This window comes from Variovorax sp. 22077 (assembly GCF_052044195.1).
GTDB classification, from domain to species: Bacteria; Pseudomonadota; Gammaproteobacteria; order Burkholderiales; family Burkholderiaceae_C; genus Variovorax; species Variovorax atrisoli.
Genome location: NZ_JBQEQC010000006.1, coordinates 1 through 22,679, shown reverse-complemented (window position 1 = coordinate 22,679; position 22,679 = coordinate 1). Strand labels below are relative to the sequence as shown.

The following is a 22,679-nucleotide window of genomic DNA, read 5'->3' as shown; positions in this document are numbered from 1 at the left end:
AAGCACCGGCACGCCCTTCACCCGCCGCAAACGCCCTCATGGAGCTGGGGTGGACCGGATTGCCCCGCGAGCTCAAAGCGCTACATTTTTGAGAACGATGGAGGCGCCGACATGAACGACATCCGGTTCACACCCGACGAGCTGACCACACTGCGCGAGCACGGCATCGTGCTCTTCGCCGATCGCGTGATCTTCGAGGCGCAGCCGCCGATGCCGCAAGAGCAGATCGACGCGGTGCAGGCACTTTGCTCTGGCCCTCTGCCCGAAGCGCTGGTCGCGCTCTGGCGGGAGACCGCCGGCGGGCGTCTCGACTACGACCTGTCGCTGGAGATGAACGGCAACCTGGAGGGCATCAGCTGGAGCGAGCTCTTCTGGAACGGCAGCGACGGCTACAACGACCTGCAGGGCTGGATCGACCACGAGCAGGAGCTGGCCCAGGAGGCCGCCGAGGAAAGCGGCGCGCCGTGGAGCGGCAAGCTCACGCACCTTCCCTTCGGCGGCTTCGAGTACACCGACAGGATCTACGCGGTGGTCGAGCCCGGCGCGGCGCACGGGCAGATCGTCGCCTGGAAGAAGGGCCTGCCGCCCGCCTGGACACACGCGCTGCACGAAGACAGCGTGAACACCATCGCGCCAGACCTGCACGGCGCCTTCGCGGCGCTGCACCTGGACGAAGACCCGCTCGCGCCCACCAGCGACTACTTCTCGGGCCAGACGCTGCTCGCCTACCTCGACGACAGGCACGAGGACCACGGGCTCGACCTCGACCTGATGGACAAGCTGGTGACCTTCTATTGCCGCGCCGTCGTCGACTGGCGCACGCCGCTGGCCGAAGGCACGCTGCGCCACAAGCCGCAGCTGGCACGCGTGGCCCTGCGCCATGCGATAGCAACTGACGACGCGCGGCTCATCGCCGAGCTCGCCGCTGCGGGCGTGGCCTTCGACGGACCGCAACAGGGCAGCGCGCTGGCCACCGACGTCGCGGTGGGCCAGGGGGCCTTCGCCGCCGCCTCGGCGCTGGTGCGCGCCGGCGCGCCGGTGGCAACCGATGCACTGCGCAACATCGACGGCCAGATATCGCCCGAACTCACGGCCGCATTGCTGGACAACGGCGCAGAACCCAACGTCGCGGCCATCGTCAAGTGCGCGGCCTGCGGTGCGCCGGCGAGCGCGCACCTGATCGCGGATGCATGCGCGAAGGCGGGCATCGACGTGCCTGCCGCGTTCATCGCGGAACGCGACGCGATGCTGCTCGAACTGGAGACCGCGCTCGCGAAGATGCAGGGCGGCAAGTACGGCCACTACCTTGGACAGGAAGGGCTGGCCGAGCGCATCGACCATCTGCAGACCTTCAGCTTGTAAAAGGCTCTCCCCCAGGCAATCGCGCACTTCGTGTCGCCGCGCCCCCCTCACCGGGGGCAACACCAGCGGCCCGGCAAAGCCGGTTCCGCGGTGTTCCTGGTATTGGGGTGCTGCCTGGAGGCCGAGCCGGATATCAGCCGCCGTACAGCCAGGGCTGGTCCAGCAGCTTCGCGCCGAGCAGGCGCATCGCCATGTCGCGGCCCAGCCGCACCGGGCCGGTGGCGTGGAAGATCTCGCCGTTGCGGCGTGCGCGTGCCTGCACCTGCGCGTTGCGAGCCCAGCGCGCCTCGGCGTAGCGGGCGAAGGCTGCGGGCACGTCGGCCGCATCCGCGTCGGCCATCGCGTCGGCGAGCGCCACCGCGTCCTCGATGGCCATGCCCGCGCCCTGCGCGAGGTACGGCACCATGGGGTGCGCCGCGTCGCCCACCAGCGCGACGCGTTCGTGCGCCATGTCGGCAGGGCCTGTCATCGGCGCGCGGTCGCCCAGAGACCATGCGCGCCAGGCGGGCATGGCGTCGAGCAGCGACTGCAGGCCGGCACAGCTTCGGCCCATGGCCTGCTTCAGGGCGGTGATGCTGGTGGACTGGTCCCAGTCGCGCGCGTCGCCGGCGGGGGCGGACTCGGCGATCACGACCACGTTGAGCCATTCGCCGCGGCGCACCGGATACGCCACCGCGTGCAGGCGCGGACCAAGCCAGACATCGACCCGGCCACGTCGCAATGCGGCCGGCAAGGCGGACTGCTCCACCAGCGCGCGCCAGGCCGTGTGGCCGGTGACGCGAGGCGGCTGCGCGGCGCCGGGGCTGTCGAGCTGCCGCCGCACCATGCTCCACAGGCCGTCGGCCCCGACCACGGCTTCGCCCTCCCAGGCGCGCGCGTCGGTGCTCGAGAGGCAGACGAGGTCGTCGCTGGTCTCGACCTGCCGGATCTGGGCACCGGTCACCAGCGTGCCGGTACCGCGCGTGCGCACGGCCTCGAGCAGCAGGCCGTGCAGGTCGGCGCGATGAACGCAGAAGTAGGGAGCGCCGTAGCGCTGCTGCATGGCGTCGCCCAGCGGCATGCGGGCCAGCTCGGAGCCGCTTTCGGCGCTGTGGACCGCCAGCGCCTCGGGCCGCGCCGCGATGGCGGCGAGCCCGGTGCCGAGGTCGAGCTTCTGGAGCCGCCGTGTGGCATTGGGGCCCAGTTGCACGCCGGCGCCGATCTCGCCGAAGGCCGCAGCCTGTTCGAAGACGTCGGCGCGGTGGCGGCGCTGGGCGAGTGCCAGCGCAGTGGCCAGCCCCCCGATGCCGCCCCCGGCGACGAGGATGTGCGCGGGCATCGGTCTCAGCGGCCGTGCGTGGACGGGCTGGGACTGACGGCCTGGTCGGCTTGCGGTTGCTTGAGGGGGGTCTTGGGAGCGCAGCTCCCGCAGGTGTCGCACGAGCCGCAGCCCGATGTCTTGGCGAGCGAGGCGGCGAGCTCCCTGGCGCGCTCTTCGTCGATCAGGCCGGCGCGCTGCGTGCCGGCCGCCAGCTTCTGCGCGGCGCCGCGGCGCCATCCTGCGGGCATCCAGCGCCAGACCGCGTAGAACGCGGCGGCCGCGACGATCAATCCGACGATCAGTTGTTGCGTCATATCTCAAATACTCCAATCCCGAAGCCTACACCGCGGTGGATACCGCGGAGCGGGCGTTGCCGGGCCGCAGGCATTGCCTGGCGAGGGGTGGCGGCCACGCGAAGCTGGCAAGCCTGGGGATGTGCTCTTTTACCCCGCTCCGAGTGCCACCGCAACGTGGTAGGTGATGAAGCAGGCCATGTAGGCCAGCGCGAAGAGATAGCCCGCCATGATCCAGACGTACTTCCACGAGCCGGTCTCGCGCTTCACGGCAGCCAGCGTCGAGATGCACTGCGGCGCGAACACGTACCAGACCAGCAGCGACAGCGCGGTGGCCAGCGTCCAGCTGCCGGCGATGAGCGGCTCCAGCGCACCCGCCACGTCGTCGCCCGTGGCCGACAGCGCATACACCGTGCCGAGCGCGCCCACGGCCACCTCGCGCGCCGCCATGCCCGGCACCAGCGCGATCGAGATCTGCCAGTTGAAGCCGATGGGCGCGAAGATGTGCTCCAGGCCGCGGCCGATCATGCCGGCCAGGCTGTACTGGATGGCCGGGCCGGTCGCGCCTTCGGGCGGCGACGGGAAGGTCGAGAGGAACCACAGCAGGATCGTCAGCGTGAGGATGATCGTGCCCACGCGCTGGATGAAGATCCACGCGCGCTCGTACAGGCCCAGCGCCAGGTTGCGCAGGTTGGGCCAGCGGTAGGCCGGCAGCTCCATCAGCAGCGGCGAATGCTGCGCGTTGTCGCGGAAGCGCTTCATGACCCAGGCCACGGTCATGGCCGAGACGATGCCGAACACGTAGAGCCCGAACAGCACCACGCCCTGGAGGTTGAAGATGCCGCCCACCGTGCGCGCCGGGATGAAGGCCGCGATGAGCAGTGCATACACCGGCAGCCGCGCCGAGCAGGTCATCAGCGGCGCGATCATGATCGTCGTGATGCGGTCGCGCCAGTTGCTGATGGTGCGCGTGGCCATCACGCCCGGAATGGCGCAGGCGAAGCTCGACAGCAGCGGAATGAACGAGCGGCCCGACAGCCCCACGGTGCCCATCACGCGGTCGAGCAGGAAGGCCGCGCGCGGCAGGTAGCCCGAGTCTTCCAGCGCGAGGATGAACAGGAAAAGGATCAGGATCTGCGGCAGGAAGACGATCACGCCGCCCACGCCGGCGACCACGCCGTCGACCAGCAGGCTCTGCAGCATGCCCTCGGGCATGTAGGTCTTCAGCAGGGTGCCCACCCCTTCCGTGCCGGCCTTGATGGCGTCCATCGGCACGTTGGCCCAGCTGAACACGGCCTGGAACATCAGGAACATGGTGACGGCCAGCACCAGCATGCCCCACACGGGGTGCAGCACCACGCGGTCGATGCGGTCGCTGGTGGCGAGGCTGCCGACCGGCTCCTTCACCGCGAGGCCGAGGATGCGGCGCACCTCGCGCTGGGTGGCGAGCACGTCGTCGAGGTCCGGCGCCTGCCAGGGCTGCGGCGCGGCGGCGGACACGGGCGTGTCGAGCGCCGCGAGCAGGCCCTGCGCGCCGCCGGTGTGCACGCCGACCGTCTCGATGACCGGCACGCCGAGTTCGCGCGAGAGCACCGCGGTGTCGACCGCGATGCCCTGCTTCTTCGCCATGTCGGTCATGTTGAGCGCCACCACCATCGGCAGGCCGAGCCGTCGGGCTTCGAGCACCAGCCGCAGGTTCAGGCGCAGGTTGGTGGCGTCGGTGACGCACACCAGCAGGTCGGGCAGCGCTTCCTTGCTCTGGCCGGTGACGATGTCGCGGGTGACGGCCTCGTCGGCGCTCAGCGCGTTCAGGCTGTAGGCGCCGGGCAGGTCGAGCACGAAGACGCGCCGGCCCGAGGGCGTGCGCAGCGTGCCTTCCTTGCGCTCGACGGTCACGCCCGCGTAGTTGGCGACCTTCTGGCGGCTGCCGGTGAGCAGGTTGAACAGCGCGGTCTTGCCGCAGTTGGGATTGCCCAGCAGCGCGATGCGACCCGGCTGGGCGGTGGGTGCGAGGCGGCCCGGGCCCTGGATGACGGCTTCAACCATGGTTGGCGGCTCCCGGCGTGACGTGGATCAGCGCGGCCTCGTGGCGGCGCAGCGCGAAGGTGGTGTGGCCCAGGCGCACGGCCAGCGGCTCGCGGCCCGGGATGCCGCTGGCGACGATGCGTACCGCCTCGCCCGGAACGAAGCCGATTTCGGTCAGGCGCAGCACGAGGTCGCGGTCGTCGGCGCTGTCGGGGCGGGCCACGTCGAGCACGGTGGCCCACTGGTTGTCGGGAAGCTGGTCGAGGCTCAGGGCGACGGCGGTGGTCGGCGCTGCGCCGAAATCGTTGGTTCGCACGGTGGGGGCGGAGACGCCCTGAATATCGGGCGCATCTCTTTAAGCAAAACCCAGATGCTAGCAATTCTCACTCGCGAAAACCTGACTACCCCCTCAAAAAGGAGGCTGCAAGGCCAGAAACACCGAGGAACCGGCTTTGCCGGGCCTCAGGTGCTGCCCCCGGAAGGGGGGGGCGGTGCAGCGACACGAAGTGCGCGAGGCCTGGGGGAGAGCCTAGTTGAGCCCCAGCATGCCGCGCAGCTTGGAGAGGTCTTCGGCCAGCGTGTTGACCCGCCCGGCCAGCAGCTTGCGGTCGCGCTCGCTGAGCTTCGAGTAGGTCTCGAAGCCGCCATCGGCCGTCCTGTACTTGGCCAGCGTGTCGAAAACCACCTTGAAGTTGGCCTCGGTCTTGTCCGAGAAGGCCTTGTTCTCCTTCACGACCAGCGGGCGCAGCAGCTCGACGATCTTGTAGGCACCCTCGAAGTTGGACTGGAAGTCCCACAGGTCGGTGTGGCTGTAGCGGTTCTCCTCGCCGGATATCTTGGTGGCGGCCACCTCCTCCATCAGCACGGCCGCCCCGCCCACCACCTTCTCGGGCGGGAAGGTCAGCGCGGAAAGGCGCTTCTGCAACTCGAGCACGTTGGCCAGCAGCTTGTCGGCCACGGGGGCGAGCTCCTTGGTGCTCTTCTGCACCCACAGGCCGTACTCGATACGGTGGAAGCCGCCGAAATCGAGGTCCTTCTCCGCCTTCTCGTGGTCGTCGGCGCGCGAATCGATGGCCTTGTCGAGGTCGTTGAAGAGCTCGGCCACCGGCTCGATGCGCTCGTAGCTCGTGCGCGTGGGCGCGTAGAGCTTCTTCGCCTTCTCGATGTCGCCGGCCTTCACCGCGGCGGTGAAGGCGCGCGTGTCCGCCGCCAGCTTGCGCACGTTCTCGGCGACGTAGATCTTGTAGTCGGAGATCGGTCCGACCAGCTCGAGCGGCGACACGGCGGCCTGCACACCGGCGGCATGGAGCCCGGCGAAGCCTGCGACGAGAGTGGCGAGGAAGTGGCGGCGGAACTGCACGGTCATGGATCTCCTTGTTCTGGGCAGTGATGAAAAAACTTGCGGGGCCTCGGAAGGCCCGGCCTTCAGGCGGACATCAGCGAGCGCCCCAGCCAGTCGCGCTCGTCCCGCACGCCCGGCAGCGTGAAGAAGAAGCCGCCGCCGATGGGCTTGATGTATTCCTCGAGCGGCTCGCCGTCGAGGCGCTTCTGTACGGCGATGAAGCCGTCCTCGAGGTTGGCCTGGTAGCAGATGAACAGCAGCCCCATCTCGAGCTGGCCCGACTTGGTGACGCCGTTCGAATAGTTGAAGGGCCGGCGCAGCATCAGGTTCTTTTCGGTGGCCTTGGTGCGCGGGTTCGCCAGGCGGATGTGCGCATCCATCGGCGTGACCTTGCCTTCGGGGTCCTTCGTGTAGTCGGGCACGTCGTGCTCGGTCCTGCCGCCGTCCATCGGCGCGCCGGTCGGCTTCAGGCGACCCATGATGGCCTCCTGCTCCTGCAGCGGCGTGCGGTCCCAGCGCTCGACGAAGTTGCGGATGATGCGCACCGCCTGGTAGCTGCCGCCCGCGGCCCAGGCCGGCTCGTCGCTGCCGGGCTGCACCCAGACGATGCGGTCCATGAGCCCGCCATCGGCCGAGTCGGGGTTGGCCGAGCCGTCCCTGAAGCCGAGGAAGTTGCGCGCGCTCTCGGCCGGCTTGCCCGGCACCGCCGGGATCGGCGGCACCGTGCCTTCCTGCTTCCAGTGCAGCACCAGCAGGTCGGGCGTGTTCTTGATGATGTCGCGCAGCGCGTGGATGTTGGTGTCGGGCGTGTTGGCGCAGAACTGGATCGACAGGTCGCCGTGGCACAGCGCGGCATCGAGCGCGTCGTTGGGGTGGCGCTGCATCTGGTTCAGCCGCAGCGGCTTCTTCTTCGCGAGGCCGAAGCGCTCGTCGAAGAGCGATGAGCCGACCGACACCGTCACCGTCAGCCCGTCCGGCTGCACCACCGGACCGAGGATGCCCGAGCCCGCCGGCGGCAGCCTGGGGTCGGGGTCCGTCTGCGGCCCGCCCTGCGTGAGGAAGGCGATGCGCTCGGTGAGCGTGCGGAACAGGCGCTCCAGGTCGGCGCGGTTCTCGGCCAGCACGTAGAACGACGCGATCATGCCGGCGGTGGGGCGCGGCGTGACGATGCCGGCCTGGTGCCTGCCGCGGAAGGGCACGCGGTCCTGCGTGTGGGTGCTCTGCGGCGCGTCGGTGACCTGCGCGCCGCCGTCCGCGGCAGCGGGCGCAGCGGCGGCGTGGGCCGATGTGGCGGCGAGGCCGGCGAAGGCGGCACCTGCCGCGCCGAGCATGCGGCGGCGATGCGGGGAAACGGGCTCGTTCGACTTTTCCATGGTGCTGTCTCTCAACTGACTCATTCCAGGCCGAGCGCGGCATTCACCTTGCCGAGTTCCTCGGCCAGCGCGCGCACGGTCTCGGTCATTGCCTTGCGCTGCGCCTCGTCGAGCGGCGCGGGCTTGAAGCCGTCGCCCTCGCGGTAAGGCGCCAGCGCGGCATCGAGGGCCGCGAAGCGCTCGTCCACGCTCTTCTGCAGCGCGGGCGCCGCCTTCACGAGCAGCGGCTGCAGCAGGTCGGCGATCTTCTTCGTGCCTTCGTAGGTGCCCTGCAGGTTCGCCGCCTCGGCGTGGCCGTAGTGGTCCTCGCCGCCCGCCGGCAGGTTGTCGGCCACGCGGCGCAGCAGCTTCGACGCGGAACCGGCGAGCCGCTCGGGCGGCACGTTCAGGCCGCGCAGCCGCTCCTTGAGCACGCCAATGTCGGCGATCAGCCTGTCGGCGACGGGCGCCAGGCCCTTCGTGTCGTTCTGGCCGTACAGCGCGTACTCGATGCGGTGGAAGCCGCTGAAGCCCGGGTCGGCCTCGCGCTTCTCGAAGTAGTCGGCGCGCGCATTGATGCGGGTGTCGAGGTCGGCGAAGAGCTCCGCCATCGGCTCGATGCGCTTGTAGGCCTGGTGCGCAGGCACGTAGAGCGCCCTCGCCTGCTGCAGGTCGCCGGCCTTGATGGCGTCGGCCAGGGCACGCACCGCATCGTCGAGCGAGCCGGCCTCCAGGCGCAGGAAGGTCTGGTACTCGGCCAGCGCGCCCACGTAGTTGACCAGCGAGGGCCGCGCGGCCTCCGCCTCGGAGGCGGCAGAGGGCGTCACGCGCAGCTTGCCGCGCGGGTTGCTCAGCAGCCCGCAGGTGATCGCGAACTCGCCCGGCTGCAGCTTGACCGTCATGGTCTGCGAGAAGCCCGGCGCGATGTTCTCGCGCTCCTCCACCACCATCACGCCATCGAGAATTTCCCACTCGAGCGCGCGGTTGGACTTGTTGACGATGGTGAAGGTGGTGCGCCCCGCGGGCACCGTGATCTCGTTGGGCTCGCAGGCGTTGCCCTGGATGGTGACGGTGACGGCGCTGTCGGCCGCCTTGGCCGGCGCCTTCTTCGCTTCGCCGGAGGCGTACCAGAAGGCCGCGAGGCCGGCGACCGCCAGCAGGGCCGACGCGGCCACCGCCACGCGCATCAGGTTCGAAGAAGGGGGTTTGTTGTCGGGAGAAGAGGAAGACATTGCAGGTTTCAGCGGGCCGCGGCCGTACGAGGCGCAGGCGCAGCGGCCGAGCGCAGGAAGAAGAACAGGGAGACCGCCAGGAAGGCCAGGTACACGACGACCTCGCCCACCACGGGCGCGGCCTGGTAGCCCAGCAGGCCCGAGAGCACCGCCCCCAGGGGGCTGTCCATCGGCAGCGTGGAGCTCATGTCGAACACCACCGTCTGAAGGTGGTTCCACACGCCGCCCTCGTGCAGCTTGCGCAGCACGCCGGCGAGCAGGCCCGCGGCCACCAGGAGAATGAAGAGGCCGGTGAAGCGGAAGAAGCGCCTCAGGTCGAGCCGCACGCCGCCCGAGTAGAGCCCCCAGCCGATCGCCACCGACACGGCGATGCCCGCGAGCGCGCCCACCGGCGCCTCCCAGCCGCTGCTCTGCTGGAACACGGCCAGCAGGAAGAACACCGACTCCAGTCCCTCGCGCGCCACGGCGAGGAACACCATGCCGATCAGCGCCCAGCCCTGCCCGTCCGCGCCCCTGCCCAGCGCCTTGTCGATGGAAGCCTGCAGTTCGCCCTTGATGGACCGCGCGGCCTTGCGCATCCAGAACACCATCGAGGTCAGCATGACCACCGCGATCAGGCCGACGACGCCTTCGAACAGCTCCTGCTGCTTCTGCGGGAATTCAGCCGCCAGCAGCTGCAGGCCGGCGCCCGCGAACAGCGAGAGCGCGGTGGCCAGCAGCACGCCGACCCACACCGCGGGCATCAGCGCGCCGCGCCCGCTCTGCTTGAGGTAGCTGGCAACGATGCCGACGATCAGCGCGGCTTCGATGCCTTCGCGCAGCATGATGAGGAATGGAATGAGCATCGGCTTCGGAAATGGAGGCGGTTGAAGCTCTCCGGAGCCGGCATGGGTCAGCGCGCGAGTCTGCGTTTGCCTTTGCTTCTGGCTCCACGGAGGAGCGTCCGAGCATAGCGCATCAAATAAGAAACATTCTCATTTGTGGGCTTTTCTTGCCGAATGGTAATGATTGCCCCGCGTCGGGACAGCGGCATCAGGAAGCCAGTTCGACGACGTGGGCGCTGACCGCGCCGCCATCGATGCGCAACTCCGCCACGGAGATCGGCAGCCTGAAGCGCCGCGGTCCCGCGCTGCCTGGGTTGACGTAGAGCACGCCGTCGCGCTCCTCCACTTTCGGCTTGTGCGAATGGCCTGAGACCACCACGCGCACACCGTCCGCGCGCGGGTCGATGTCGATCTGCGCGAGATCGTGGATGGCGTAGACGCGCACGCCGCCGAACTTCACCAGTTCGGTTTCCGCGATGCGATCGGCCCAGGCTTCGCGGTCGTTGTTGCCCCGCACGACCGTCAACGGCGCGATGCGCGCCAGCGTCTCGAGGATGGCGGCGTTGCCGATGTCGCCGCCGTGAACGATGAAATCGCTGCCCTCCAGGAAGGCGAGCGCCTCGGGCCGCAGCAGTCCGTGGGTGTCGGAGATCAGGCCGATGCGAAGCATGGGAGGAAGGAGCGCGGGCGAGAAGACCAGCCCCGTACTCGACCGCCTCGCGCGGCGGCTCGACGCCGCCTGCAGGAAGTCGAGCCGGGCCGGTTTCCGCGGCCTGGCTCGGCTGGGTTCAGGCAGCCAGCAGCTGCCGCAGCACGAAGGGCAGGATGCCGCCGTGCTTGTAGTAGTCGACCTCGATCGGCGTGTCGATGCGCAGGCGCACCGTCACCTCCTGGTGCGTGCCGTCGGCGCGGTGCACCACCAGCTTCACGTCCATCTGCGGCTTCAGCTCGCTGCCGATCACCACGTCGATCTGCTCCTTGCCGGTGAGGCCCAGCGTCTGCCATGAATCGGCGCCGCGGAACTGCAGCGGCAGCACGCCCATGCCGACCAGGTTGGCGCGGTGGATGCGCTCGAAGCTGCGTGCCACCACGGCCTTGATGCCCAGCAGCTGCGTGCCCTTGGCGGCCCAGTCGCGCGACGAGCCGGTGCCGTATTCCTCGCCGCCGAACACCACCGTGGGCGTGTTCTGGGCGATGTACTTCATCGCCGCGTCGTAGATGAACATCTTTTCGCCCGAGGGCTGGAACAGCGTGACGCCGCCTTCTTCCTGCGTGCCGTTGGCGTCCGGCGGAATCATCAGGTTCTTGATGCGCACGTTGGCGAAGGTGCCGCGCATCATGACGTCGTGGTTGCCGCGGCGCGAGCCGTAGCTGTTGAAGTCGGCCTTCGAGACGCCGTGCGCCTTCAGCCAGATGCCCGCGGGCGAGCTTTCCTTGATGGAGCCGGCCGGCGAGATGTGGTCGGTGGTGATCGAGTCGCCGAACAGCGCCATGATGCGCGCGCCCTTGAAGCCCGCGTCCGACGCATGCGGCTCCATCTTGAAGCCCTCGAAGAACGGCGGCTCGGCGATGTATGTCGACTCGGGCCAGTCGTACACCTGCCCGGTGGTGCCCTTGATGCTGCTCCAGAACTTGCCCGGGTCGGTCTTGACCTTGTCGTAGTTCGCACGGAACGACTTGGCATTCATGGCGTAGCGCAGGTTCTCGTCGATCTCCCTGGCGGTCGGCCAGATGTCGCCCAGGTACACGTCCTTGCCGCCCTTGCCCTTGCCCACCGGCTCGGTCATCAGGTCGACCATCACGTTGCCGGCGATGGCGAAGGCCACCACCAGCGGCGGCGATGCCAGGAAGTTGGCCTTCAGGTTCGGATGGATGCGCGCCTCGAAGTTGCGGTTGCCCGAAAGCACGGCCGCGCCCACGAGGTCGTTCTTGACGATGGCTTCGTTGATCTCGGGCGTGAGGTCGCCGGCGTTGCCGATGCAGGTGGTGCAGCCGTAGCCCGCGAGGTAGAAGCCCAGCTTCTCGAGGTACGGCAGCAGGCCGGCCCTCTCGAGGTATTCGGTGACGATGCGCGAGCCCGGGGCCAGCGAGGTCTTCACGTGCGGCTTGACCTTGAGGCCGGCCTCCACCGCCTTCTTCGCGAGCAGGCCCGCGGCCAGCATCACGCTGGGGTTCGAGGTGTTGGTGCACGAGGTGATGGCTGCGATCAGCACGTCGCCATTGCCGATGGTGACCGCTCCTTTTGGCGCAGCGGGCGCGCTGGCGCTCACATGCGCAGCGGCCTTGGTCGAGCGGTTGGCCACCATCTCGACCACGTCCAGCGGCGCGCCCGCGGGCGGCGGGGCGGCTTCGTCGTCGCCGCTCTTGCCGGCGGCGGCGAGCTGATAGCGCAGCTTGAGCTTGTCGGCCGGCTGGTTGAAGCCGTTGGCGTCGTTCGGCTTGCTGTAGAGCTCCGAGAACTTGGTGGCGAGGTGGCCCAGGTCGATGCGGTCCTGCGGGCGCTTCGGGCCGGCCAGGCTGGGCGACACGGTGCTCAGGTCGAGCCTGACGACCTTGGTGTAGTCGATGTCGCCCGGGTTGGGCATGCCGAACAGGCCCTGCGCCTTGTAGTAGGCCTCGAAGCGCTCGACCTCTTCCTTGGTGCGGCCGGTGCCCTCGAAGTAGGCCACCGTCATCTCGTCGACCGGGAAGAAGCCCATGGTCGCGCCGTACTCGGGCGCCATGTTGCCGATGGTCGCGCGGTCGGGCACCGCGATGGAGGCTGCGCCGGGGCCGAAGAACTCGACGAACTTGCCCACCACCTTCTCGGCGCGCAGGATCGAGGTGACGTAGAGCACCAGGTCGGTCGCGGTGACGCCTTCGCGTAGCTGGCCGGTGAGCTCGAAGCCCACCACGTCGGGCGTCAGCATGTAGACCGGCTGGCCCAGCATGGCCGCCTCGGCCTCGATGCCGCCGACACCCCAGCCGACCACGCCGATGCCGTTGATCATGGTGGTGTGGCTGTCGGTGCCGACCAGCGAGTCGGGGTAGTACGTAGGTTTGTCTTCCTTGTCGTTCGGGCTCTTGTAGACGCCGCGCGCGAAGTATTCGAGGTTGACCTGGTGCACGATGCCGAAGCCGGGCGGCACCACGCGGAAGGTGTCGAAGGCCTGCATGCCCCACTTCATGAACTGGTAGCGCTCGTTGTTGCGCTGGAATTCCAGCTTCATGTTCAGGTCGAGCGCCTTGGGCGTGCCGTAGTGGTCGACCATCACCGAGTGGTCGACCACCAGGTCGACGGGCACCAGCGGCTCGATGGTCTTGGGCGACTTGCCCAGCTTGCCGGCCACGCTGCGCATGGCGGCCAGGTCGGCCAGCAGGGGCACGCCGGTGAAGTCCTGCAGCACGACGCGGGTGACGACGAAGGGGATCTCGTCGACGCGCTCGGCGTTCGGCGCCCAGTGGGCCAGTTCTTCGACATGCTTGGCCGTGACCTTCTGCCCGTCGCAGTTGCGCAGCACCGATTCCAGAACGATGCGGATGGAGACGGGGAGGCGATCGACGGAGGGATATTGCTTGGCCAGCTCCTTCAGCGACCAGTACTTGCCGGACTTGCCCGACGGGGTCTTGAAGGTCTTGAGGGTGGACGCAAAGGCATGCGCCGGGGCTTTGGCCATAGAGAGACTCCTGTTTGTTCGTGGAAGCCTCTCAAGGATAGCGGGGATCAATGTCAACAGGCTTAGTCGGGAAACTTGACTCGCCCCCAGGCTGCGCGCACTTCGTGTCGCTTCGCCCACCCGCCATCCAGGGCAACGGCCGAGGACCGGCAGAGCCGGATCCTCGGTGTTTCTCGAACAAGGCTCCGCGAGCCTTTCAGGCCAGGGCCATGTTCGCGCCGCCACGGCTGCGGCGCAGTCCGGTCCACTGCAGCTCGGCCAGCACGATCACGCACACGGCCTGCGCCAGCACCCAGGCCACGCCAACCGCCGTCACCGGGAACATGCCGCTCACCAGCAGCGCGACGCAGGCCACGGCCCAGCCGAAGTTGCCGACCACCACGAGCCCGATCAGCGTGCGCGGCGGCGTGCTGCGGCTTGCCATGAAGGCCGCGGCGGCCGCGTAGGCCAGGAGGAACACGCCCGTGCCCATGAGCAGCGGTGCCGGCAGCCCGGTCAGGCGAGCCAGCGCGTCGGTGAAGGCCACCTGCAGCGCGCCGGTGGCGGCGCAGGAGGCGGCGTCGGCCCACATCACGTTGGGCAGGAAGCGGGGGGATGCGAAGACGGACACGGAATCTCTCCTTGGGTGGTTACGCTGCAAGCCGGTCCTGCCGCGTTGGGGTCGATGATTCCGGGCCGCGCGCATCGGGTCGATGACCTGGGAGGTCATGGCGCCGCTCCACCGCCGCGCCAGAATGCAGGCCCATGAACACCACCCGCTCCCACACGAACAAGGCCGGCCAGCCCGGCGCGCGCGATCCGTTCGGCGCGCACCTTCGGCATTGGCGCACCCATCGCCGCCTGAGCCAGCTCGACCTCGCGCAGGAAGCCGAGGTCTCGACCCGCCACCTGAGCTATGTGGAAACCGGCCGCGCCGCCCCCAGCCGGGAGATGGTGCTGCGCCTGGCCGAGCGGCTGGAAGTTCCGCTGCGCGAGCGCAACGCGCTGCTGGTGGCCGCCGGCTTCGCGCCGATGTACAGGCAGCGCTCGCTCGACGACCCAGCGATGGCTTCCGCGCGCCGCGCCATCGAGATGGTCCTGAAGGGCCACGAGCCCTTTCCGGCACTTGCCGTCGACCGCCACTGGAACCTGGTGGCGCACAACGCGCTGGTGCCGCTGCTGATGGAGGGCGCATCACCCGAGCTGCTGAAGCCGCCGATCAACGTGCTGCGCCTGAGCCTGCACCCCGAAGGCGTGGCGCCGCGCATCGCCAACCTGGCGCAGTGGCGCTTGCACCTGCTCGAGCGGCTGCAGCAGCAGATCGCCGCCACGGGCGACCCCGAGCTGCAGTCATTGCACGACGAACTCGAGGCCTATCCGGCGCCCTCCGTGAGCCACGACGCGCCCGTCATCGACACCGCGCTGTCGGCGGTGGCCGTGCCCTTCCAGGTGGTGATGCCCAGCGGCGTGCTGAGCTTCATCAGCACCACCACGATCTTCGGCACGCCGGTGGACGTCACGCTGCAGGAACTCGCGGTCGAATCGTTCTTTCCGGCGGACGAACAGACGGCGGCCGCACTGGCGGCACTGGCGGCACAGCAACAGCAGCAGCCGGCTCGCTGAAGTCCGCCCTGCCCTCCCCGTCGCGCGGCGGGCCTTCGAAGTCGTCCACCTGGATGACCTTGTCTGCCGCCTTCAGGTAGGCCAGTGCCAGTTCGGGATCGGTTGAAGAGCGCGCCGCCTCTTCGAGCGAGTTCGTGCGGCGCAGCACCTTGTTGAGCGCCGCGGTGCCGTCGCCGAGCTTCGCGCCCAGTTCCATCGCCTGCATCAGGTCGCGCAGGCCGCCCGCGGCGGGCTCGCTCAGGTCGGGCGCCAGACGCTCGACGATGCGCGGGTCCTTGCGCAGCAGTTCGGCAAGCTCGAGCAACTGCACGTCGCGCAGCGGTGCCAGGTGAGCGGTGCGGCGCAGCACCATCGCGCCGATCAGGCGGCGCCCTCGCGTCGGAAGGTTGGCGTACAGATCGCGCAGGATGCTGCCCGCCTCGTCGATCTGCAGCCTGATCGCGGCCCTGGCGAAGGGCAGCATCTCCGGCGCCTGCTCCACGCCATAGCGCCACACGCAGGCGCTCGCCAGGTAGAGATGCGCGAGCACGTCGCCCAGTCGCGCCGAGAGCAGCTCCATGCGCTTGAGGCTGCCGCCGAGCAGGCCCATCGCAAGGTCGGCCGTGAGCGCGTACTTGGCGCTCATGCGAGCGATGAGCCGCGCCTCGTGCGCCAGATCGTCGGGCGGTGAGCCGACCAGCGGCGCGCCGAAAAGGCTGCGCCACAGGTTCACCGCGACGTGCCTGCCGTGCGCCATCAGCGCCTCGCCGAGCGCGGTCTCGTCCCCTGCCTGCACGGCCGCCATCTCGTCGAGCACGTGCGGATGGCATCGCACCGCGCCCTGCCCGAACACGATCAGCGCGCGCGTCAGGATGTTGGCACCCTCCACGGTGATCGCGATCGGCGCCTGCCTGTAGGCCACGCCCAGCAGATTGGAGGGACCCGAGATGATGCCCTTGCCGCCGAGGATGTCCATGCCGTGGTTCACCGCGCGCCGCCCTGCCTCGGTCAGCTGCACCTTGAGGATGGCGCTCGCCACGCTGGGCCGCTCGCCCTTGTCGAGCGCGGCGGCCGTGAAGCGCCGCGCCGCGTCGCTCGCGTACAGCTCGGCCGACATCTGCGCGACCAGCCCCGCGACGGCGTGGAACCTGCCCACAGGCATGCCGAACTGCTCGCGGATCTGGCCGTAGCCATTGGCCACGTACAGCGCGGTCTGCTGCATCGCCGAGCCCAGCGCCGGCAGCGATATCGCGCGGCCCGCGGCCAGGCATTCCATCAGCATGCGCCAGCCCTGCCCGACCTGCTGCTCGCCGCCGATGATCCAGTCCATCGGCACGAACACCTGGCGGCCGTGGATCGGTCCGTTCATGAAGGCGCTGTCCATCGGCCGGTGGCGGCGGCCGATCTCCATGCCAGCCTGCGGCACCGGGATCAGCGCACAGGTGATGCCCAGTTCGCGCTCGCCTTCGGGCCGGCTTTCATCGACGGCATGGAAGGCCAGCCCGACCACGGTGGCGACCGGCGCGAGCGTGATGTAGCGCTTGTCGAAGTCGACCAGGAAGCCGCGCACCCTGTGCCCGTCGACTTCGCGCTCCACCAGCACGCCGCGGTCGGGGATCGAGGCCGCATCGGAGCCCGCGTAGGGCGACGTCAGGCCGAAGCACGGCAGCTCGCGGCCATCGGCCAGGCGCGGCAGGTAGTGGGCCTTCTGGGTGTTGGAGCCGTAGCGCAGCAGCAGCTCGGCCGGCCCCAGCGAATTCGGAACCATGACCGTGACGGCGGTGGCCACGTTGACGGTGGCGATGCGCGCCACCACCGTGGCATGCGCGTGGTGGCCGAAGCCGAGGCCACCGAACTCCTCGGGAATGATCATCCCGAAGAAACGCTTCTCGCGCAGGTAGCGCCATACCTCGGGCGACAGGTCGCGGGCCTGGTCGATGGCGTGGTCGTCGAGCATGCGGCACAACTCGCGGACCTCGTTGTCTAGAAAGGCCTGCTCGCGCTCGCTCAGGCGATTCGGGCCCATGGCTGCGAGCGCGTCGAAGTCAGGGTGCCCCGCGAACACCCGTCCCTCGAAGCCGACGGTGCCGGCCTCCAGCGCCGCGCGCTCGGTGTCGCCCAGCGGCGGCAGCGCCTTCGAGAAAGCTTGCATGGCCCGGCGGCCGATGAATGAAGCCAGAGGCATGGTGCGTGTCCTTCCTTGCGTCCGCGGCGGATTCACGACTCATCCAATCCAGCAAATCCAGCATTGGCGCGGACATGCACCATTCTTCGAACCTGCGGCCCTTGCCCGGGGACGGCCAAGGGCCTCCCCGCTTGTCGGAGACGGGCGCCTCCTGGCTTGCAGGTGTGTACTGCCGTCCTACTTCTTCCGGGCAGGCTGTGGCGCCGCGGCAGGGGGCGCGGCAGGCACGGCCGCTGGATCGCGCCAGCCGTATTCCACGTAGCGCCGGATGATCAGGCAGCCCGGCGGAGAGTCGATCAGCGAGACCGACGAGGTCGGCTCCTTCTCGTCGGTGTAGACGGCATAGTTGGGCAGCAGCCGCGTCATCTTGTAGCTGGCCAGTTCCTGCTGGCCGACGCTCGCGCAGGTGAAGGGCGCCACCGAGATGCGCTCGGCCGATACGGTGCAGGCACCGCTTTCGTCGGGAATCGCGGTGATCGACGCCGCCACGCCCGCGTTCGGAAACTCCATGCCGATCAGCGAGAACATCGGGCCGGCGTCGGGACGCTTGCGGTCCCAGTCGAGCAGCACGTCGTGGCTGCGGCTGCCCTGCACGGTGAGCGTGGACAGCCGCGTGATCGCCGGCAGGCAGCGCTTGACGCCCACGCTCGCGGCGGCGCGCGTGAGCGTGTCCTGCGGCGCGGCGGGCGGCGCCTGCGGCACCAGCACGCCCTGGGCGAACGCGACGCTGGCGGCGGCCCATGCCAGGGCGGCGATGAGCAGGCGGGGGAATCGTGGGGTCGGCTTCATCCCGGTCCTCATGCGTAAAGGTTCTCGATGGCGGCGGTGTAGACGCGCACGTTCTCCTCGCCCTCGGGGTCGAGGGTGGCGATGAAGCGGCGCGCGCGCTCGCGGTAGGCAGGCAGGTCGGCGTCGTGCTCGGCGAAGGCGCGCCGCAGCGCGAGCCCGCCCTCCTCGCAGTCGAAGCCGTGGTAGCGGTAGCCGCAGTCTCCGATGAGGTGCGAGTTGTGGATCAGCGGATAGCCGCCGTACAGCGCCTCGTAATAGAGATAGTTCTGCGCGTTCTCCCAGTGGTGCGCGAACACGGCGTCGATCTTGCCGGGCATCACCTGGAACATCGGAAAGCGTCCCTCGAAGGTGGCCAGGCCGTGCTGCACGATGTCCAGGCTCTGCGCGAAGCCGATGAAGAGCGGCTTGTCCTTCAGGTGGAAGCTGTTGTAGACCCACATCTTCTCGATGAGCCTGGGCTGCGCGCGGTGCGCGGCCTCGCAGCCGAGCATCGGGATGAAGCTGGTCTTCACCATGCAGATGTTGGGCTCGAAGATGGCCACGCGCCACTGCCTGCGGCCGGGCTCGTAGGCGAAAGGTGGACTCTGCGGCGCGCGGGCCATGGCGCGCTCCAGCACCATCGGGCTCCACAGGTGCGGCATGAGGCGCACCGGCGCGCGGAAGGTGCTCTCGAAATAGGGCTTGCACGACACCTCGTACTCGGGAATCGTCCAGACCTCGTCGTAGGGCGCGCCGGAGATCAGCAGGCCGTGCGGCTTGTCGAAGATCATGCGCTCGATGTCGATCACGTAGTCGTTGCCCACGCGCATCGAGACGATCCTGCCGCCGCGCTCCCGGAAGGCCACCGACCACGGCATGGCGAGCTGGGCGCTCATCTCGATCATGAGGTCGAGCTGCTGGCCCGCGGTGGCCATGTCGATGATGGGCACCGGCGAATCGGCGAGGAAGCTGGTGGCGTCCGCCGGGCCGCCGTCGCCGCCGCCGGCCACCAGCACCGCGCTTTCCACGCGCGGCGAGCGCAGCAGCAGCATCACGAGGAACAGGCAGTTCTGGTAGACGCCGTTCTCCCACAGGCTCTGTTCGCCCTTGCGGATGAAGATGGAGACGCCGACCCTGAGCTTGGCCGGCATCATGCGGCAGCCCTCGCGGCATCGGCGCGGAAGTCGGCGTTGCCGCCCACCAGGTGCAGCAGCCGCTGCGCGTAGCCCTCGATGTTCGCGGGGCTGAAGGGATCGACCGACTGGAACACGCGCTGCGCGCGGGCGCGATAGTCGTCGAGCTGCCGGTCGTGCGATCGCACGGCCTCGCGCAGCTGCGCCGCGCCGGTGGCGATGTCGAAGTCGGGGTAGTAGTAGCCGGCGTCGCGCAGCCAGGGCGAGTTGTGCACCAGCGGGTAGTTGCCGTAGAGCGCGTCGAGATAGCCGTAGTTCTGGTCGTTCTGCCACTGATGCGAGACCACCGCGTCGGCAAACTGCACCATGAAGCCCGCGAAGTCGTTGCGGCCGTGGAAGGTCGCCTTGTGCTGGCGCACGAGATCGAGCGAATTCGCCAGGTAGAGCATGGTCGGGTGATCCTTCAGGTGCAGGGTGTTGAGCACCTGCATCGAGGCCACCGAGGAAGGGTCGGCACGGTACGCTCCATCGCAGATCAGCATCGGCACGCTGCAGGTCTTCACCACCGAGATGTTGGGCTCGAAGATCGCCACGCGGAAGCCCGGCTGTTCAGCCGTGCGCGGCCTGTAGCCGAAGGGGTAGCCCGCCGCCTCGACCTCGGCGACGCGCTGGGCCAGGAACTGCGGCGACCAGAGGTACGGCACCTCGTGCACCGGGCAGCGGTGGATGGTGCGCATCATGGGCGCGAACGCCGCGTCCTTGGGCAGCAGCCACACCTCGTCGCAGCGGTCGGGCCTGCTGAAGTGGCCCTTGTCGGTGAACACGATGGGCTCGGCCAGCGCCGCGAAGGGCTGCCCCACGCAATGGAACACCACGCGGCCGCCGCACGCGCGGAAGTAGGAGAGCCACTGCACGTCGAGCGCGCCGGCCATCTCGATGACCACGTCGAGCGCGCCGGTGAGCTCGCGGGCGCTGCCGAAGCCCAGGCCCATGGCGGCCATGTCGACCTGCGGCGGCATGGCCTGCTGGTCACCCGCGTCGATGAGGGTCACGGACTCGACGAAGCCGATGCGTTGCAGCAGCCGGGCCAGGAACAGGACGTTCTGCCCCATTCCGTTCTCCCAGATGTTCTGCCCCGCATGGGTAAGGACTGAAATGCCGATGCGCATGAGGCGGAGTGTGTACCAAAAGGAACGGCTCCCACGCCGCGAAGCGCGGGAGCCGCCCGGCCGAGGGCCGGTTCGGCGGCCTTTCAGTGGCTTATTTCCACTTCCAGCCGATGCCGGCGTTGATGCCCCACTCCTTGCCGGTGGTCGTCAGGCCTGCGCCCCACGACATCTTGCCGTCGTCGGACAGCGCCTTGAAGGTCAGCGCCACCGCGCTGTAGCCCTTGTAGCTGCCCAGTCCAACGCCCACCGTCTTCTCGCCCGGATACAGCGTCGGCAGGTAGGTGCCCGACATCGCGAACGCCATGGCCGTGCCCGAGTAGGCGACGCGCGCCACGTCGCCGAGCTGGCCCTGCACCTGGTTGAGCTGCTGCACGTTGACCGCGTCGCCCGGCAGGATGCCAGGCGCCACGTTGCTGATGCGCGTGCCGCCCGGCGCCTGGCCGCCGCCCAGCGTGATCTGGTTGTAGTTGACCGAGCCGTCCGGGTTGGTCGCGTACTGCACGCTGCTGGCCTTCGCAGCCGCCGAGGCCGCCTTCAGCTGGGCCACGTTGGTCGCGTCGCTGTCGGCCGTGCCCGCCGCCACGCCGGTGATCTGGCGGTACTGGCCGTTGGCCGCATCGCCCACCGACACCGCGGCCTGCGTGCTGGTGGTGGCCCTGATCGCGGCCTCCTGCTGCGCCGTCGCACCGCCCGGCACGTAGCCGGCCATGCCCGCCGCGGTGGACGCCACCGAGCCTGAGCCCAGCGCCACGCCGCCGCTTTGCTGCACGACCGCGCCGAAGCCGATCGCCGTGCCCTTGGAGACGTTCTGCGCCTGGCTCAGCGGCGTGCCGCCGGCATCCGCGTTGTCGCCCAGGGCCACGCCGCCGCCGCCCGCTCGTGCATTGGCACCTATGGCCTGCGAGCCCGTGGCCAGGGCGCCCGAACCGATGGCGATCGCGTTGGTGCCCGTCGCCTGTGCGCCGAAGCCCACCGCCACCGCGCCGTCGGCCGTCGCCTTCGCGCCGTTGCCGGCGGCGAAGGAATTGGCACCGCTGGCCACCGACTGCGGGCCGATCGCCACCGCCTCCTGGCCGCTGGCCACCGAGTCGCCCGCCGTCGACTTGGCGTGGAAATACTTGGTGCCGTTGTTGTAGATGTCGCCGACCGAGGTGCTCAGGCTGCTGAGGTTGACGTTGGTCGTGCTCAGGCTCGTCGACAGGCTGCCGATGCCGCTGATCGCCGTGCTCAGGCCGGTCGAGGTGGAGGTCGACAGGCTTGCGACGCTGCTGTTCGTCGTGCTCAGGCCGGTCGACAGGCTGCCGATGCCGCTGGTCGCGGTGCTCAGACCCGTCGAGGTGGAAGTCGACAGGCTGTCGATGCTGCTCGTGGCCGTGCTCAGGCCCGTGGAGGTCGAGGTCGACAGGCTGGCCAGGCTGCTGTTCGTCGTACTCAGGCCCGTCGACAGGCTGCCGATGTTGCTCGTCGTGGTGCTCAGGCCGGTGGACAGGCTGTCGACCGTGCTCGACACGGTGCTCAGGCCGGTGGAAAGGCTGCCGATGCTGCTGGTCGCAGTGCTAAGGCCGGTCGAGGTCGAGGTCGAGAGACTGTCGATGCTGCTCGTCGCCGTGCTGAGACCCGTCGACAGGCTGCTGATGCCGGTCGACGTGGAGGTCGACAGGCTCGCCAGGCTGCTGTTCGTGGTGCTGAGCCCGGTCGACAGGCTGCCGATGCTGCTGGTCGCAGTGCTCAGCCCTGTCGATGTGGACGTGGACAGGCTGTCGATGCTGCTCGTGGCGGTGCTCAGGCCGGTGGAGGTCGAGGTCGACAGGCTGGCCAGGCTGCTGTTGGTCGTGCTCAGGCCGGTCGAGAGGCTGTTGATGCCGCTGGTCGCCGTACTCAAGCCAGTGGACGTCGAGGTCGACAGACTCGCCAAGCCGCTGTTCGTCGTACTCAGGCCGGTCGACAGGCTGCTGATGCCTGTCGATGTGGATGTCGACAGGCTGGCGACGCTGCTGTTGGTCGTGCTGAGCCCGGTCGACAAGCTGTTGATGCCGCTGGTCGCTGTGCTCAGGCCCGTCGAGGTCGACGTGGACAGGCTGTCGATGCTGCTCGTGGCCGTACTCAGGCCCGTGGAGGTAGAAGTCGACAGACTGGCGACCGCACTGTTGGTCGTGCTAAGGCCGGTTGAGAGGCTGCTGATGCCAGTGGACGCGGAAGTCGACAGGCTCGCCACGCTGCTGTTCGTCGTGCTGAGGCCCGTCGACAGGCTGCCGATGCTGCTGGTCGCGGTGCTCAGGCCAGTCGACGTCGAAGTAGACAAGCTCGCGACGCTGCTGTTCGTTGTGCTGAGGCCCGTCGACAAGCTGCCGATGCTGCTCGTCGCAGTGCTCAGACCGGTCGATGTCGAAGTCGACAGGCTCGCGACGCTGCTGTTCGTCGTGCTGAGGCCTGTCGACAGGCTGCCAATGCTGCTGG

The 22,679-nt window shown here is 69.0% G+C and carries 17 protein-coding genes and 1 pseudogene; 2 read left to right on the top strand and 16 right to left on the bottom strand.

Annotated elements, in window-relative coordinates; genetic code table 11:
• Positions 1-111 precede the first annotated feature (111 nt).
• Positions 112-1,362 carry an SMI1/KNR4 family protein gene (locus ACTJLF_RS10085; RefSeq protein WP_440883005.1) on the top strand — a complete coding sequence of 417 codons (1,251 nt, stop codon included), beginning with the start codon at positions 112-114 and terminating at the stop codon, positions 1,360-1,362.
• Between the two features lie 133 nt (positions 1,363-1,495).
• On the opposite strand, the gene ACTJLF_RS10080 is transcribed toward ACTJLF_RS10085, so the two are convergent.
• The 11 genes from ACTJLF_RS10080 to ACTJLF_RS10030 form a co-directional block, all read right to left on the bottom strand.
• The gene (locus tag ACTJLF_RS10080) at positions 1,496-2,680 is read right to left on the bottom strand and encodes an FAD-dependent monooxygenase (protein ID WP_126185373.1); all 1,185 of its coding nucleotides are present in this window, start codon (positions 2,678-2,680) and stop codon (positions 1,496-1,498) included.
• 5 nt (positions 2,681-2,685) lie between these two features.
• Positions 2,686-2,976: a DUF6587 family protein gene (locus tag ACTJLF_RS10075; protein ID WP_019654614.1), complete on the bottom strand. Its 291-nt coding sequence runs from the start codon at positions 2,974-2,976 to the stop codon at positions 2,686-2,688.
• Between the two features lie 129 nt (positions 2,977-3,105).
• Positions 3,106-5,001 carry a ferrous iron transporter B gene (gene feoB, locus ACTJLF_RS10070; RefSeq protein ID WP_132754752.1) on the bottom strand — a complete coding sequence of 632 codons (1,896 nt, stop codon included), beginning with the start codon at positions 4,999-5,001 and terminating at the stop codon, positions 3,106-3,108.
• Positions 4,994-5,296: a FeoA family protein gene (locus ACTJLF_RS10065; protein ID WP_019654612.1), complete on the bottom strand. Its 303-nt coding sequence runs from the start codon at positions 5,294-5,296 to the stop codon at positions 4,994-4,996. Before ACTJLF_RS10065 ends, feoB begins: the two co-directional genes overlap by 8 nt.
• A gap of 213 nt (positions 5,297-5,509) precedes the next feature.
• Complete coding sequence (efeO, locus tag ACTJLF_RS10060) at positions 5,510-6,346, bottom strand: iron uptake system protein EfeO (RefSeq protein WP_440883004.1); 837 nt, start codon at positions 6,344-6,346, stop codon at positions 5,510-5,512.
• Between the two features lie 59 nt (positions 6,347-6,405).
• Positions 6,406-7,695 (bottom strand): iron uptake transporter deferrochelatase/peroxidase subunit, encoded by a 1,290-nt coding sequence (efeB, locus tag ACTJLF_RS10055; RefSeq protein ID WP_132797202.1) that lies wholly within the window; start codon positions 7,693-7,695, stop codon positions 6,406-6,408.
• Between the two features lie 20 nt (positions 7,696-7,715).
• The gene (gene efeO / locus ACTJLF_RS10050) at positions 7,716-8,906 is read right to left on the bottom strand and encodes an iron uptake system protein EfeO (RefSeq protein ID WP_440883003.1); all 1,191 of its coding nucleotides are present in this window, start codon (positions 8,904-8,906) and stop codon (positions 7,716-7,718) included.
• Positions 8,907-8,914: 8 nt separating this feature from the next.
• Positions 8,915-9,751: an iron uptake transporter permease EfeU gene (efeU, locus tag ACTJLF_RS10045; protein WP_145760423.1), complete on the bottom strand. Its 837-nt coding sequence runs from the start codon at positions 9,749-9,751 to the stop codon at positions 8,915-8,917.
• A gap of 187 nt (positions 9,752-9,938) precedes the next feature.
• Positions 9,939-10,400, bottom strand: a complete 462-nt coding sequence (locus ACTJLF_RS10040; protein WP_019654607.1) for a metallophosphoesterase family protein — start codon at positions 10,398-10,400, stop codon at positions 9,939-9,941.
• A 118-nt stretch (positions 10,401-10,518) separates the two neighbouring features.
• Complete coding sequence (locus ACTJLF_RS10035; RefSeq protein WP_126185367.1) at positions 10,519-13,386, bottom strand: aconitate hydratase; 2,868 nt, start codon at positions 13,384-13,386, stop codon at positions 10,519-10,521.
• A 196-nt stretch (positions 13,387-13,582) separates the two neighbouring features.
• Entirely contained in the window at positions 13,583-13,996 is a 414-nt protein-coding gene (locus ACTJLF_RS10030; protein WP_354327193.1) for a hypothetical protein, read from the bottom strand.
• A gap of 134 nt (positions 13,997-14,130) precedes the next feature.
• Between ACTJLF_RS10030 and ACTJLF_RS10025 the strand changes: the two genes are divergently transcribed.
• Positions 14,131-14,988 carry a helix-turn-helix domain-containing protein gene (locus ACTJLF_RS10025; RefSeq protein ID WP_126185365.1) on the top strand — a complete coding sequence of 286 codons (858 nt, stop codon included), beginning with the start codon at positions 14,131-14,133 and terminating at the stop codon, positions 14,986-14,988.
• Here ACTJLF_RS10025 and ACTJLF_RS10020 read toward each other — a convergent pair.
• From ACTJLF_RS10020 to ACTJLF_RS10000, 5 genes and pseudogenes are all read right to left on the bottom strand, one after another.
• On the bottom strand, positions 14,882-17,152 hold the full coding sequence (locus tag ACTJLF_RS10020) for an acyl-CoA dehydrogenase (protein WP_440883002.1): 2,271 nt from the start codon (positions 17,150-17,152) through the stop codon (positions 14,882-14,884). The genes ACTJLF_RS10025 and ACTJLF_RS10020 overlap by 107 nt on opposite strands.
• Positions 17,153-17,329: 177 nt before the next feature.
• Positions 17,330-17,941 (bottom strand): hypothetical protein, encoded by a 612-nt coding sequence (locus tag ACTJLF_RS10015; protein WP_440883001.1) that lies wholly within the window; start codon positions 17,939-17,941, stop codon positions 17,330-17,332.
• Between the two features lie 8 nt (positions 17,942-17,949).
• Positions 17,950-19,074 (bottom strand): DUF2827 domain-containing protein, encoded by a 1,125-nt coding sequence (locus ACTJLF_RS10010; RefSeq protein ID WP_019654601.1) that lies wholly within the window; start codon positions 19,072-19,074, stop codon positions 17,950-17,952.
• Positions 19,071-20,222, bottom strand: a complete 1,152-nt coding sequence (locus ACTJLF_RS10005) for a DUF2827 domain-containing protein (RefSeq protein WP_440883000.1) — start codon at positions 20,220-20,222, stop codon at positions 19,071-19,073. The genes ACTJLF_RS10010 and ACTJLF_RS10005 overlap by 4 nt, the downstream gene beginning before the upstream one ends.
• A gap of 91 nt (positions 20,223-20,313) precedes the next feature.
• Positions 20,314-22,665: pseudogene (locus tag ACTJLF_RS10000) on the bottom strand (YadA family autotransporter adhesin); the annotation flags it as partial.
• Positions 22,666-22,679 lie beyond the last annotated feature (14 nt).

Coding starts and splice junctions, on each gene's coding strand:
- feoB (WP_132754752.1), bottom strand. CDS start 5,001: ATGGTTGAAGCCGTCATCCAGGGCCCGGGCCGCCTCGCACCCACCGCC.
- ACTJLF_RS10040 (WP_019654607.1), bottom strand. CDS start 10,400: ATGCTTCGCATCGGCCTGATCTCCGACACCCACGGACTGCTGCGGCCC.
- ACTJLF_RS10035 (WP_126185367.1), bottom strand. CDS start 13,386: ATGGCCAAAGCCCCGGCGCATGCCTTTGCGTCCACCCTCAAGACCTTC.
- efeO (WP_440883003.1), bottom strand. CDS start 8,906: ATGTCTTCCTCTTCTCCCGACAACAAACCCCCTTCTTCGAACCTGATG.
- efeO (WP_440883004.1), bottom strand. CDS start 6,346: ATGACCGTGCAGTTCCGCCGCCACTTCCTCGCCACTCTCGTCGCAGGC.
- efeB (WP_132797202.1), bottom strand. CDS start 7,695: ATGGAAAAGTCGAACGAGCCCGTTTCCCCGCATCGCCGCCGCATGCTC.
- ACTJLF_RS10010 (WP_019654601.1), bottom strand. CDS start 19,074: ATGATGCCGGCCAAGCTCAGGGTCGGCGTCTCCATCTTCATCCGCAAG.
- ACTJLF_RS10005 (WP_440883000.1), bottom strand. CDS start 20,222: ATGCGCATCGGCATTTCAGTCCTTACCCATGCGGGGCAGAACATCTGG.
- ACTJLF_RS10080 (WP_126185373.1), bottom strand. CDS start 2,680: ATGCCCGCGCACATCCTCGTCGCCGGGGGCGGCATCGGGGGGCTGGCC.
- ACTJLF_RS10015 (WP_440883001.1), bottom strand. CDS start 17,941: ATGAAGCCGACCCCACGATTCCCCCGCCTGCTCATCGCCGCCCTGGCA.
- ACTJLF_RS10075 (WP_019654614.1), bottom strand. CDS start 2,976: ATGACGCAACAACTGATCGTCGGATTGATCGTCGCGGCCGCCGCGTTC.
- ACTJLF_RS10085 (WP_440883005.1), top strand. CDS start 112: ATGAACGACATCCGGTTCACACCCGACGAGCTGACCACACTGCGCGAG.
- efeU (WP_145760423.1), bottom strand. CDS start 9,751: ATGCTCATTCCATTCCTCATCATGCTGCGCGAAGGCATCGAAGCCGCG.
- ACTJLF_RS10020 (WP_440883002.1), bottom strand. CDS start 17,152: ATGCCTCTGGCTTCATTCATCGGCCGCCGGGCCATGCAAGCTTTCTCG.
- ACTJLF_RS10025 (WP_126185365.1), top strand. CDS start 14,131: ATGAACACCACCCGCTCCCACACGAACAAGGCCGGCCAGCCCGGCGCG.